A 13126-nucleotide genomic window follows, 5' to 3' on the forward strand; every position below is an offset into this window, starting at 1 on the left:
GTGCGGCCACGTCGCGTCAAGCGTGGTCGAGGAGTTCCCTCGCACGGGGCCAGCGTCCAGTCGTCACGATGAATGACCGACCTCCCGTGGTCGCCCGGCCTCCCCCGCAGCGGACGGCGTAGCGAAGGGCAAGTTCCTCGGCGGTGCAGGTGAGGTGCAGCAGCTGCCCGCGTTCGAGGGAGCACCAGCGGGGTCACCGGCGGCCCAGGCGAACCGGCGGCGCCACCGAACGTCGGCGGCGAAGAGCAGCTTCTGAAGGCAGGCGGACACTCCCTAGTGGCCGTCCTGCTCGTTCGACGCCATGCGCCTGTCACTGAGTTCCTCGCAGTGACAACCTCCCAGGCGTACATCGCCGCGCAGGACCGATCACCCAGCCCTTTCCCCCGCTGTGGCCATCACTTGGTGCGGCCGAACACCACTCCTACAGTGACGGCGGACGCAGACCTACCCGAGGAACGACAGACGGACCTGACGGTTTGATTCATCGCGATTTGTATCCGCGAAACTCCGTTGAGACAACCGTCACCCTAGTCCCTGAAGTGGGCTCTTCTTGCCCCCACCTCGTTCAGGACAACGGGAGGCCACAAGGCCATCTCGGAAGCCACACAGAGGCCGATCCCTAGATCCCGCGCCCATATCCGCCAATGCTCAAGCACCAAGCTCCGCTCCAGGCCGGCCGGCCAGTGTCATCGCATGTGCATATGGAACCCGGTGGTCGACAGGTCGAGCAGGTCCACCAGGGCGGGCCAGGCCGACGCGTCGCCCTCCACCGTCTCCGCGGAGGCGATGACGTCCGAGGTCGCCTCGACGAGTCCGTCGCGGTCGTCGGCCAGGCCGTCCTCGACGACGAGGATCCGGTGCCGGACACGGATCGTGCGCGCGTCGCCGGAGTCGGTGAAGCGGACACCGACCGTGAGGGTCTTCCCGGCGGCCTTGTCCGCGTCGAGGTGGTAGCGCCAGCCCGCGACGACGTCGGGGCCCGACTGGTGGGCCGCGATGATCCTCCCGACCGCGTCCAGGGCGAGCTGCGGGTCGAAGGCGCGCTCCAGTTCCAGGGCGCCGGTGAGGTACCAGGAGCGGGCGATCGGGTTGACCTGCTGGTAGCCGATGGCGCGCAGGGCGGCGGCCTTCAGGAGGCGGGCGTCCTCGTGGGACGGGGCAGCACGCAGGGCCAACTGGGCCAGTTCCGCTGCCAGTTGGTGCTCACCCTTGGCGTGGTCCGCCTTCGCCGCGTCCAGGACCGCCTCGACGCCACCCATCAGCTCGACGAACCGGCGGGCCTTCACGTCGTGCGGGGACGGGAACATGTCGGTCGCGTCGCCGGAGAACCAGCTCACCCACCCGGTGAAGAACTCGGGCACCGACGTGAACGGGACGCCGTACATCGGCACCGTGTAGGGCGGGTCGATGACCTCTTCGGGCAGGTCCTTCAGCGCGTGCTGCAGCTCGACCGGCGTGTAGCCCTTGTTGATGAGGCGGATCGACTGGTCCCACAAGTACTGGGTGGCGTCACGGTACTTGGTGACGGCCTCGGCGATCCGCTCCTTGCCGTGCAGCGGCATGATGTGCGAGCCGAGCAGCCACTCGGGGGCCAGCTCGCGCACCCGGTCCAGGGCGGTGACGTAGTTGTCGGGCACGCGCGGCTTGGCGCCGCGGATGGTGTGCAGGTTCGGTATGCCGGTGAAGAACTCGTCGGCCAGCAGCACCATGTCGTACGCGGGCAGGTGGATGCCGAACTCGCTGAGCGCCTCGCCACCCGTGTAGAAGGGGCGCAGTTCTACGCCGCACAGGGTCAGGGGCTCGTTGCCGGAGAGGAGTTTCGTCGGCGGGATGAAACCGGGTGTGCCGGCGGCGGGCATGGTGCCGATGCCGTGGTGGTGCTGGTCGTCCGGGGAGAGGAACGCGCCGCCGAAGTAGGCGACGCCCATCGCCTGACGGCTTGCGATCTCCCCGAACTCCGTGTTGCGTTCGCTCTCGAAGTTCTCCCACGCGTAGATGTCCACGCGGCCCGCCGCGACGTCCGCCGGCTCGACCAGCGCCGCGGTGCCGTTGTAGTGGTCGGCGTGGTGGTGCGAGTAGAAGATCGCGCGGATCGGCTTGTCGGAGACCTTGCGGATCTCCGCCGCGATGATCCTGCCCGCTTCGAGGCTGGTGCCGGTGTCGTAGACGATGAGTCCGTCGTCGCCCTCGATGACGATGGCGTTGCCGAGGTGGCCGCCGGGGCAGTACACCGTCCAGACCGGGAGGTCGGCGCAGCGGTAGGTGCCCTGCTGGTCCACCGTCAGCTTGCGGTGCTCCTGGAAGTACGCGGGCCAGGTGCGGTCGACGTCGTACGGGTTCACCGGCTTCGTCGAGTTCTTCGGCGGGTTCGTCGGCTTCGTCATCGTTGAGCATGCCTTTCCGGGTTGTGCTGTGGTGCTGTGCTTCGTTGTTCTTCGCTCGGGGCGCGTCAGTTGGGGTTCTGCGCCGGTGCCGGGGATGCGGCCAGGCCGCGCCTGCGGGCCGTCAGCGCCCAGCCGAACGCCGCCGTCACCGGGATCATGATCATGGCGTAGACGGCGGCCGGGATCGCGAGCCGCACGCTGTCCAGGGTGGTCATGGCCAGCGTCATCGCCAGTGTCGCGTTGTGCGCGCCGATCTCGAAGGCGGCCGCGACCGCCTGCCGGTGCCGGACCCCGACCGCCCGCGGGACCCAGAAGCCCACGCTCAGGCTGACCAGGCAGAACAGCAGCGCGGCGAGACCGACGGAGGCGAAGTAGCCGCCCAAGTGGGCGCGTTCGCTGAACACGGCGCCGAGGACGACCAGGGCGAGGACGACGGTCGACACCAGGCGCACCGGGCGGTCCAGGCGCTCCGCGAGGGCCGGGCGGGCACGGCGCAGGAGCATGCCGAGGGCGACCGGGACCAGGACGACGGCGAACACCTCGACGACCTTGCCGAACTGCAGCGTGACGCCGTCGGCGCCGAGGTCCGGGTCGAAGTACCCGAGGCTGAAGTTCACCACCAGCGGCACCGTGACCACCGCGAGGACCGAATTGACCGCGGTGAGCGTGACGTTGAGGGCGACGTCGCCGTGGAAGAGGTGGCTGAAGACGTTGGCCACGGTGCCGCCGGGCGACGCGGCGAGCAGCATCATGCCGGTGCCGAGGACCGGCGAGAGGTCCAGGGCGAGAGTGATACCGAAGCACACGGCGGGCAGCGCCACCAACTGCAGCAGCAGGGCCACCGTGACGACCTTCGGGTGCCGGACGACGCGCCGGAAGTCCGCGACGGTCAGTGTCAGGCCGAGGCCGGCCATGACAACGGCCAGCGCGGCGGGCAACAGGATCTGGGTGATGCCGGAGTTCATGGGCGGGCTCCGAGGAAGAAGTGCTGGCGACCAAGGGGGCGTTGGCGAACGTCCCGGCCAGCGAGGAGAGCGGGACCGCCAGGTGCACGGTAGGCCGCGCCCTCGGCCCGCGGGATTGGTGCGGGGGCACGAAAGGCCGGTGATCACTCGTGGTCGCGTGCCAAGCGGAGGCGGACGCCGCGTTCCTAGCCTGAGGCGAGAGGCGGCCCGGTTGTCGTGGCCTTCGGTCACATGGCCCCGCGCCCTTCGGTGGGCGGCTGTCCCGCCGCCGTGCGCAGCGCGGCCCTTCAGGGCCCCTGCCCCATCACCTGAGCCACTTCCGCGTACCAGTTCCCGTTCCCGTTCCCGTTCCCGTTCAAGGAGGATCCCCCCATGACCGACCTCACCGGCCGCCGCGCGTTCGTGACCGGCGGCGCGAAGGGCATCGGCCGCGCCATCGCCGAGAAGCTCATCGCGTCGGGCGCCCGCGTCGTGATCGCCGACCTCGACCAGGCGGGCGCCGAGGCCACCGCCAAGGAGCTGGGCAACGGCACGGTCGGCGTGCGCTGCGACGTGCGCTCGTCCGACGAGGTGCAGGCCGCGGTCGACGCCGCCGTCGAGGCCCTCGGCGGCCTCGACCTGGTCGTCAACAACGCCGGCATCGAGATCGCCAGGCCGATCACCGAGCTGACCGACGAGGACTTCATGACCGTCCTCGACGTGAACGCGGGCGGCACCTTCCGTGTCACCAAGGCCGTCATCCCCGCGCTGGCCGCCTCCGACAAGGCCGCCATCGTCAACCTCGGTTCCATCGCGGGCATGGGCGGCGGCCCGACCCTCGCCGCCTACTGCGCCTCCAAGGGCGCCATCCTGCGGCTCACGGAGACCGCCGCCGCGGAGCTGCGCGGCGTCGGCATCACGGTCAACGCGGTGTGCCCCGGCATCGTCTCCACGGACATGGCCCGCCGCCTGGTGGACCCGATCAACGCCATCTCGCCGGTGCCGTTCGACGCCCTGATCGCGGCGAAGCAGGGCCGTGAGGGCAAGCCGGAGGAGATCGCGGCGCTGATCGCGTTCCTCGCCTCCGACGACGCCCGGTTCATCACCGGCGCGCACTACGCGATCGACGGCGGGCTCACCGGCAGCCTGTTCTAGCGCGTGGCCGGACGGGCGGGCGCGGTGCGCAGCACCGCCCCGCCGAGCCGGCGTCCCGCGATGAGGGCCAGCTCCAGTTCGAGACGGTCCTCGTCGAGCGGGCGGCCGCGGGCCTGGACGGCCTTGTCCACGCGGTACTTGACCGTGTTCTTGTGCAGGTGGATACGGCGGGCGGTGGCGACGTAGCTGCCGTTCTCGCTGAGGAACGCGAGCAGCGTCTCGCGCAGCCGGGCCGTCGCCGCGCTGTCCTCGCCGAGCGCCCCGAGTGTGGCGGCCACCAGTTGCCGGGTGGCTTCCAGGTCGGCGGCGAGCAGTGCCGCGGTGCGGACGTCGGCGTCGCCGAAGGAGGTGACCTGTTCGGCCCGGTCTCCGGCGATCATGGCCACGGTCTGCGCCCGCAGCGCCTCGGTGTGCGTGGCGCGGAATCCGGCCGCGCCCGTCGCCGGGGTGCCGATCGCGAGCCGGATGTCGGCGCCGGCCTTCTCGGTGAGCGCGGCCAGCCGCTCCACGGCCGGGGCACCGGCCTGCGCGCCCAACGGGATCCACGCCCAGGCCACCGAGCGGTCCTGGGGCACGAACAGCGGCGCCTGCTGCGCGTCGACGAGCGCGCCGAGCGAGGTCAGCAGCGTCTCGAAGCGGTGCAGATCGCCCTCGGCCTGGCGCCGCTCGTCCGTCCACATGGCCAGGGCCAGGTGCCTGCGGCCGAGCCGGTAGCCGAGAGAGCGTTCAGCGGCGGCGGAATGGGAGCCGTCGCCGCTGAGCAACGATTTCAGCGCGGCGGCGCGTTCGGTGCTGCGGTTGGCCAGCCAGCGTTCCCGCTCGGCCTCGTACACGGCGACGACCCGCTCCAGGACGGTGTCGACGTAGCCGAAAGCCAGCTCCATCGCCCGCCGCCCGGCCTCGTACGCCACGCGTGCGTCGGGTTCGCGCTCGGCGATCCGCGTCATGAACCAGCGCAGGACGAGCTGCTGCCCGAAGCGGTAGGCGCGGATGAGGGCGCTGGAGGCGATGGCGCGCCGGGCCAGCCAGCGCGCGTACTCCTCGGCGGCGGTCGGGGCCGTCAGCACGCTCGTGTCGATGCCGTACCGGACGACCTCGGTGAACGCCTCCAGATTGCCGGCGTTGCTGGCGGCGAGCATCTCGCGCAGGGCCGGGTCCCCGCGCAGTTCGGTGATCTCCTCCGAGAGCAGTGTCTGCAGCGAGCCGATCAGCTCGTCGAGCTGTCCGCTCATTTCGGTGGCGACCGCCACGACGACGGCGTCGGCCCGCCGCTCGATCTCTTCGGGGGACGTGGTGTGCGAGTTCATCTGTGCCCCGGGTGGTGCGGTGATGGACATGGCGGCTCATGCGCGGCGCATCGGGCGTACGCGATTGGTCCTACGCGCACGAACGGTGTGCCCGCACCGCAGCATGTCAGACCGCTGACCTGCGCCGCATTGGCTCTCGCGTCACGAAGCTGTGTCGATGTTTTGGTGCGCGAGCACAAGTACAGCGGCCGCCCGGACTTCTAGCGTCTGCACCGAGCACCGTGCACCGACTGCTGCGCCGAGCGCCGGTCGGTGTCCCCCTCCCTCTGTCCCAGCCTCTGCGAACCTTCCCGATTCGACACACCAGGAGTCACCCATGTCACGCGAGTACCTTCCGTGGCTGCGTCCGCGGTCGTACGACGAGCGCCCGTGCGTCAGCGACGAGCGCGAGCAACTGACGTACGCGCAGTTCGAGGCGCGCGTGACGGCGGTGGCGGAGCAGTTCGCCGAGTACGGCGTTCGGGTCGGCTCGGTGGTGGCGATCATGCTGCCAAACCGGGTGGAGCTGCTGATCAGCCTGGTCGCCGCCTGGCGTCTCGGTGCCACGGGCACCCCGGTGAACCCGGTGTTCACCGCGAACGAGGCCGACTACCAGATCGACGACTCGGGCGCCGTCCTCGTCGTGAACTCCGGTCCCGACGCGCCGGACGGCGGCCGGCGCAGCATCGCGGTGGACGAGTTGCGGCGCACCCCGCAGGGCGCCGAGCTGCCGCCCGTCCCCGCCGACGTGGACGCCCTCGCCCTGCTCGTCTACACCAGCGGATCCACCGGCCGCCCCAAGGGCGTGATGCTCAGCCACGCCAACATCGACGCGATGGCCGCGTCCATGGTGACCGCGCTGCGTCTGACGGAAGACGATCACTGCCTCCTCGTGCTGCCGCTGTTCCACGTCAACGCGATCTGTGTCAGCTTCCTGGCGCCGCTCAGCGTCGGTGCCCGCCTGTCGGTCCTGGCCCGCTTCCAGCCCGAGCCGTTCCTGAAGGCGGTCGCCGAGCTGCGTCCCACGTACTTCTCCGCCGTCCCGACGATCTACACGCACCTCGTGTCGCTCCCGCAGGAGGTCAGGTACGACACTTCCTCGCTGCGCGTGGCCATCTGCGGTGCGGCACCCGCCTCCGAGCAGCTCCTGACCGCCGTACGGGACCGGTTCGGCGTCGACGTCATCGAGGGCTACGGACTGACCGAGGGCACCTGCGCCTCCGCGTCCACCCCGCTGGAAGGACCGCGCAAGCCGGGCACCGTGGGCGTCGCCCTGCCCGGCCAGCGCATCGCGATCATGGGGTCCGACGGGGCACTGCTGCCGGCCGGTGAGCGCGGCGAGATCGTCGTCCAGGGGCCCACGGTCATGCAGGGGTACCTGAACCGGCCCGAGGAGACCGAACGCACCCTGGCCGACGGCTGGTTGCACACCGGCGACGTCGGCGTGCTCGACGAGGACGGCCACCTCAAGATCGTCGACCGCATCAAGGACATGATCATCCGGGGCGGCGAGAACCTCTACCCCAAGGAGATCGAGGGGGCGCTGCACACCCACCCGCAGGTCCTGGAGGCCGCGGTCGTCGGTGCGCCGCACGAGGTGTACGGCGAGGAGCCCGTCGCCTACGTCACCCTCGCGCCCGGCACCGATCCGGTGCCGTCCTCCGACGACCTGCGCGCGCACTGCGCCTCGCTCCTGACCAAGGTCAAGGTCCCGGTCGCCGTCCTCGTCATGGACGCCCTGCCCAAGAACCCTGTCGGAAAGATCGACAAGCCTTCCCTGCGCGCCCTGCGCGCCGCTGTCCCCACACAACGCCACTGAGGAGGCGACACCCCCCATGGGATTCATGAAGCCGGACCTTCCCCAGGAAGATCCGCAGGCGTTCCGCACCAAGCCGTTCCTCGACCGCATCCGCATCCTGTCCCAGCACTGGGTGGAGCACGGGTTCGGCAGCCCCTGGATGGTGCACTGCCTGTACATCCTGAAGCTGGTGGTGCTCTACGCGTTCGGCGGCCTGCTGGTCGTCTCGCTCACCACCGACGGCGTGGGCTCGCTCGGCGACTTCGGCCAGTGGTGGGACCAGCCGGTCGTCTACGAGAAGCTCGTCCTGTGGACCGTCCTGCTCGAGGTCATCGGGCTCGCCGGTTCCTGGGGTCCCCTTGCCGGCCACTTCGATCCGATGATGGGCGGCGCGCTGCACTGGCTGCGGCCCGGCACGATCCGGCTGCCCCCGTGGCCGGACAAGGTCCCCGGCACCGCCGGTGACACCCGCAAGATCCTCGACGTCGTCCTGTACGTGGCACTGATCGGCTCGCTGGTCGCCTCCCTGGTCCTGGCCGGGAACTCCGACGGCGTGGTCCGCCGGGACATCCTCGCCGCCATCGCCGTACTGCTCGTCGTCTGCGGCCTGCGGGACCGGCTGATCTTCCTCGGCGCGCGCAGCGAGCAGTACCTGCCCGCGATCGTGTTCATGGCCGTCTTCGACGTCCACGACCTGCTGATCGCGCTGAAGCTGCTCATCGTCGTCGTCTGGATGGGCGCCGGTGCCTCCAAGTTCGGCAAGCACTTCTCGATGGTCGTGCCGCCGATGGTCTCCAACATGCCGGTCCCGTTCTCCAAGTGGCTGCGCCGCGCGCACTACAGCGGTGGCACCGAGGACCTGCGCCCGTCCGGGCTCGCCTGGTTCATGGGTCACATCATGGGCACCCTGGTCGAGCTGGCGATCCCGCTGATCCTGCTGTTCTCGCCGAACCGCACCATCACCATCCTCGCGGCCACCGCGATGGTGATCTTCCACGCGTTCATCGTCACGACGTTCCCCCTCGCGGTGCCGCTGGAGTGGAACATCCTGTTCGGCTTCGCCGCGGTCTTCCTGTTCGTCGGCTACCCGGCGCAGGACGGCTACTCGGTCCTCGACTTCTCGCAGGTCTGGATGCTGCCGGTCCTCGTGGTCGCGCTCGCCTTCTTCCCGGTGCTCGGCAACTTCCGCCCGGACCTGGTCTCGTTCCTGCCGTCACTGCGCCAGTACGCGGGTAACTGGGCATCTGCCACCTGGGCGTTCAAGCCCGGCTGCGAGGAGCGCCTGAACGAGATCACCGGCTCGGCGAAGAACCACGTCGACCAGCTCCAGACGATGGGCTTCGGACTCCTCGGGTACGCGCCCGACGACGCCGAGATGCTGCTGCAGAAGACCATCGCCTGGCGCTCCATGCACAGCCAGGGCCGCGGCCTGTACTCGCTGCTCCTGAAGCACCTGCCCGACATCGACCAACGCACCGTCCGCGAGGCCGAGTTCATCTGCAACTCGCTCACCGGCTGGAACTTCGGCGACGGCCACCTGCACGACGAGCGCCTCATCGCCGCCGTGCAGAAGCGCCTCAGCTTCGCGCCCGGAGAACTGGTCGTCGTCTACTGCGAGTCCCAGCCCATCCACAGGGACACCCAGGAGTACCGCGTCATCGACGCCGCCGTCGGTGTCGTCGAGCGCGGCACCTGGAAGGTCGCGGACGCCGTCTCCGAGCAGCCGTGGCTGCCGAACGGGCCGATCCCGCTCCAGGTGACGTGGACCCATCCCGAGTACACCCGTCGCACCGACCCTGTGGAGGCCTGAGCCATGTCCGCCACCGCAGTGGTCGTCGGCAGCGGCCCCAACGGCCTGGCCGCCGCGATCCGGCTGGCCCAGGAGGGCATCGACGTCACCGTCCTGGAGGGCAGCGACCGGATCGGCGGGGGCACCCGCACCTCGGAACTGACCCTGCCGGGTGTCCTCCACGACGACTGCGCCGGCATCCACCCCACGGGCGTGGCGTCACCGTTCCTCGCCTCGCTCGGCCTGGAACGGTACGGCCTGCGGTGGCTGTGGCCCGAGGTGGACCTGGCGCATCCGTTGGACGACGGGCGCGCCGGGGTCCTCGGCCGCGACATGGACCACACCGTGCGCAGCCTCGGCGTCGACGGGCCGTCCTGGCGGCGCCTTTTCGAACCCCTTGCAGCCCGCTTCGGGCGGCTCGTCGAGGACGTGTTCCAGCCGGTGCTCGGGGTGCCGCGCCACCCGCTGGCCATGGCCCGGTTCGGACTCACCGCGGCGCAGCCTGCGACCCTGGCCGTGCGCCGCTTCAAGGACGAGCCGGCCCGCGCCCTGTACCTGGGCAACGCCGCGCACGCCTTCGGGCGGCTCGACACCCCGCTCAGGAGCGCCATCGGTCTGCTGATGATGACGGCCGGGCACGCGGTGGGCTGGCCGGTCGCGGCGGGCGGCACCCAGTCCATCACTACGGCGATGACCCGGCTCCTGGAGAGCCTCGGCGGTCGCGTCGAGACGGGCGTCACCGTCACCGGCCTCGACCAGCTGCGCGAACTCACCGGCGGGGCACCGGACTTGGTGATGCTGAACACGGCGCCCGGCGCCGCCGCCCGCATCGTCGGCGACCGGCTGCCCGCGCGCGTACGCACGGCACTCGGCCGCTACCGCTTCGGGCCCGCCGTCCACAAGGTCGACTTCGCCATCGAGGGCGACGTGCCGTGGACCAACGAGGACTGCCGCCGCGCCGGCAGCCTCCACCTGGGCGGCAGCGCCGCCGAGATCGCCGCGGCCGAGGCCGCCACGGCGCGCGGCGAGATGCCCGAGCGGCCCTTCGTCCTGGTCGGCCAGCAGTACCTCGCCGACCCGAGCCGCTCGACGGACGAGGCCAACCCGCTGTACGCGTACGCGCACGTCCCGCACGGCTACACCGGCGACGCCACCGGCGCGGTCATCGACCAGATCGAACGGTTCGCCCCCGGCTTCCGCGGCCGCATCCTCGCCCTGCACACGAGGACGGCCCAGGACATGGCCGCCTACAACCCGAACTACGTCGGCGGCGACATCTGCTCCGGCGCCAACACCCTGCGCCAGCTCGTGCTGCGGCCCCGGCTCGGCCTGAACCCGTACTCGCTCGGGACTCCCGGCGTCTATCTGTGCTCGGCCGCCACTCCGCCCGGTGCCGGGGTGCACGGCATGGGCGGCGCCAACGCGGCGGAGCAGGCGCTGAGTTGGCTGGCCGACTGCCCGACGTCCCGCCTCGCCGCAACGAAAGGCTGAACCCTGATGCGCAACGACGCGCCCGACGGCGTCCTCTCCACCCCTCCGTCCTCCCTCATCCGTGCCGACCGTGTCGAACGCGACGACTCCCCGCTCAACGCCACGCTGTACGAGTCCCGGGTCCTCGACGCGTACACCATCGGCGTCCAGGCCTACGTGTACGGCTGGCCGGCGGTGGAGAACTACCGTGTGCGCTCGCAATACTTGGACCCGGCCTGCGCCCAGCACGGCGCCCTGAACACCTTCCGCCACGAGACGGACCCGGCCGGCCACGGCTTCGAGCTGTTCGTGACGCCCAACGCGGACCTCCTCTACTCCGAGGCGTTCATCGACGTGACGGACGAGCCGCTGGTGCTCCACGTCCCGGACACCGGCGACATGCGCTACTGGGCCGCGCAGATCCTCGACGCGTACACCGACACCTGCGCCAACGTCTCGAACCGCTCGGTCGGTTCGGGCCCCGGCGACTACGCGCTGACCGGCCCCGACTGGACCGGCACGCTGCCCGCAGGACTCACCGAGGTCCCCGTCCCGACCCGCACCGGCTTCATCCTGCTGCGCACCCTGTTCGAGACGCCGGACGAGCTGGACGCCACCCGCGCGGTACAGCGGAAGTTCACGCTGACCCCGCTGTCCGCCCACGGCACCGGAGCTCTTCATAAGGCAACCCCCGTCCCGGCCGACGACCCGCGCCGCGCCGTCCCGGCCACGCAGGACGAACTCTCCACCTCGCTCACCTTCTTCACGGTCCTCAACCGGGCCCTGACCGAAGCGGGCACCCGGCACGCCGACGAGGCGGGCCTGCTCCACCTGTTCGCCAGGATCGGCATCGGCCTCGACCGCGCCTTCGTCCCGCTCACCCTGGACTCCGCGACCCGCGAGGGCCTGACCCGTGCCGTCGCCGACGGCTGGAAGCTCGTACAGGCCCGGTCGATGACCGCCCGCACCGTGCTGCGCAACGGCTGGATCCTCTCCCAGCCGGGCGCGCAGACCGGTTCGTACGGGCACGACCACCTGCAGCGCGCGGGCGTCGCCCACCGCGGCCTCTACGCCAACACCGAGGCCGAGTACGCGGCCCTGCCCGCCCTCCTGGACTCCACGGGCCACATGCTCGATGGCCGGCACGACTACACCGTCCGCTTCGCGGCGGACGCGCTGCCGCCGGTCGCCGCGTACTGGTCGGTCACGATCTACTCGCTGCCCGACCGACGCCTTCCCGACCACCCCTCGGGGCGCGTCACCGTCAGCAGCCTGGACCCGGCGCTCGTCCACGGCGACGACGGCTCGATCGACATCCTCATCCAGCACGACGAGCCGCCCGCCGACCGCAAGGCCAACTGGCTGGCCGCCCCCGAAGGCCCGTTCCAGCTGATCCTGCGCGCCTATCAGCCCACCGACGCGGCGATGCACACGGGCGAGTGGCCGCCGCCCGCGATCGAGCGCCACTGACCTCCGCTGTCCCCACCCTCAAAGATCCCGCTGCAAGAGGAGCCCCCATGTCCCAGCCCCAGTCCCTGACCGGCAAGACGGCCATCGTCACCGGATCCGCCCGCGGCATCGGCTTCGCCATCGCCGCCAAGCTCGCCGAGGCGGGCGCCACCGTCGTCATCTCGGACCTCGACGCGGCGGCCACCAAGGAGGCCGCCGCGAAGATCCCCGGCGCGCACGGCATCCCCTGCGACGTCCGCGACGAGGAGCAGGTCAAGTCGCTCGTCGAGCAGACCGTCGCCGCCACCGGCGGGCTGCACATCATGGTCCCCAACGCCGGTGTCGCCAAGGCCGAGCCGCTCACGTCCATGGACCTGGCCGCCTGGCGCCGCGTCATGTCCGTCAACCTGGACGGCGTCTTCCTCGCCATCCGTTACGCGGCTCCCGCGATCATCGCGGCGGGCGGCGGCAGCATCGTGACCCTCGGCTCGGTCACCGCGACCGCGGGCACCCCGCTGATCGGCCACTATGCGGCATCCAAGGCCGCGGTGGTGAACCTGACGCAGACGGCCGCCGTGGAGCTGCGCGCCCACAACGTCCGCGTGAACGCGGTGCTCCCGGGCTTCGTCGGTACGCACCTGGTCACCGACGAGGTCGAGAACTTCGAGGGGATGCTCGGCATCCCGGCCGGTGGCTTCGCCGCCCTCATGGACCAGAAGCAGGGCCGCCTGGGCACGGAGGACGAGGTGGCCGAGGCCGTCCTGTTCCTCGCCGACGACCAGCGCTCGTCCTTCTGCACCGGCACGCCGCTGCTGCTCGACGGCGGCCTGCGAGCATCCCTGTTCTAAGCC

Annotated in this window: 9 protein-coding genes; 6 read left to right on the forward strand and 3 right to left on the reverse strand. The window is 70.9% G+C overall.

What is annotated here, in order from left to right:
- Positions 1–686: 686 nt before the first annotated feature.
- Both RBJ77_RS03030 and RBJ77_RS03035 read right to left on the reverse strand, forming a co-directional pair.
- The gene (locus tag RBJ77_RS03030; protein WP_372343546.1) at positions 687–2384 is read right to left on the reverse strand and encodes an alkyl sulfatase dimerization domain-containing protein; all 1698 of its coding nucleotides are present in this window, start codon (positions 2382–2384) and stop codon (positions 687–689) included.
- Between the two features lie 65 nt (positions 2385–2449).
- Positions 2450–3349, reverse strand: a complete 900-nt coding sequence (locus tag RBJ77_RS03035; RefSeq protein WP_372343547.1) for a bile acid:sodium symporter family protein — start codon at positions 3347–3349, stop codon at positions 2450–2452.
- A gap of 372 nt (positions 3350–3721) precedes the next feature.
- Here RBJ77_RS03035 and RBJ77_RS03040 point away from each other — a divergent pair, with 372 nt between their 5' ends.
- Positions 3722–4483, forward strand: coding sequence for an SDR family NAD(P)-dependent oxidoreductase (locus RBJ77_RS03040; protein ID WP_372343548.1), 762 nt, complete (start codon positions 3722–3724; stop codon positions 4481–4483).
- On the opposite strand, the gene RBJ77_RS03045 is transcribed toward RBJ77_RS03040, so the two are convergent.
- Entirely contained in the window at positions 4480–5820 is a 1341-nt protein-coding gene (locus RBJ77_RS03045; protein WP_372343549.1) for a PucR family transcriptional regulator, read from the reverse strand. The genes RBJ77_RS03040 and RBJ77_RS03045 overlap by 4 nt on opposite strands.
- 286 nt (positions 5821–6106) lie before the next feature.
- Between RBJ77_RS03045 and RBJ77_RS03050 the strand changes: the two genes are divergently transcribed.
- The 5 genes from RBJ77_RS03050 to RBJ77_RS03070 are packed head-to-tail and all read left to right on the forward strand — an operon-like array spanning position 6107 to position 13123.
- Complete coding sequence (locus RBJ77_RS03050) at positions 6107–7588, forward strand: class I adenylate-forming enzyme family protein (RefSeq protein WP_372343550.1); 1482 nt, start codon at positions 6107–6109, stop codon at positions 7586–7588.
- A 16-nt stretch (positions 7589–7604) separates the two neighbouring features.
- Positions 7605–9377, forward strand: a complete 1773-nt coding sequence (locus RBJ77_RS03055) for a DUF3556 domain-containing protein (protein WP_372343551.1) — start codon at positions 7605–7607, stop codon at positions 9375–9377.
- Positions 9378–9380: 3 nt separating this feature from the next.
- Positions 9381–10847, forward strand: coding sequence for a phytoene desaturase family protein (locus tag RBJ77_RS03060; RefSeq protein ID WP_372343552.1), 1467 nt, complete (start codon positions 9381–9383; stop codon positions 10845–10847).
- Positions 10848–10853: 6 nt separating this feature from the next.
- A complete protein-coding gene (locus tag RBJ77_RS03065) occupies positions 10854–12296 on the forward strand; it encodes a DUF1254 domain-containing protein (protein WP_372343553.1) in 1443 nt (480 codons plus the stop codon).
- A gap of 47 nt (positions 12297–12343) precedes the next feature.
- A complete protein-coding gene (locus RBJ77_RS03070) occupies positions 12344–13123 on the forward strand; it encodes an SDR family oxidoreductase (protein WP_372343554.1) in 780 nt (259 codons plus the stop codon).
- The last annotated feature ends 3 nt before the right edge of the window (positions 13124–13126 follow it).

It is taken from the genome of Streptomyces sp. KL116D, assembly GCF_030766975.1.
Classification (GTDB): Bacteria; Actinomycetota; Actinomycetes; order Streptomycetales; family Streptomycetaceae; genus Streptomyces; species Streptomyces longispororuber_A.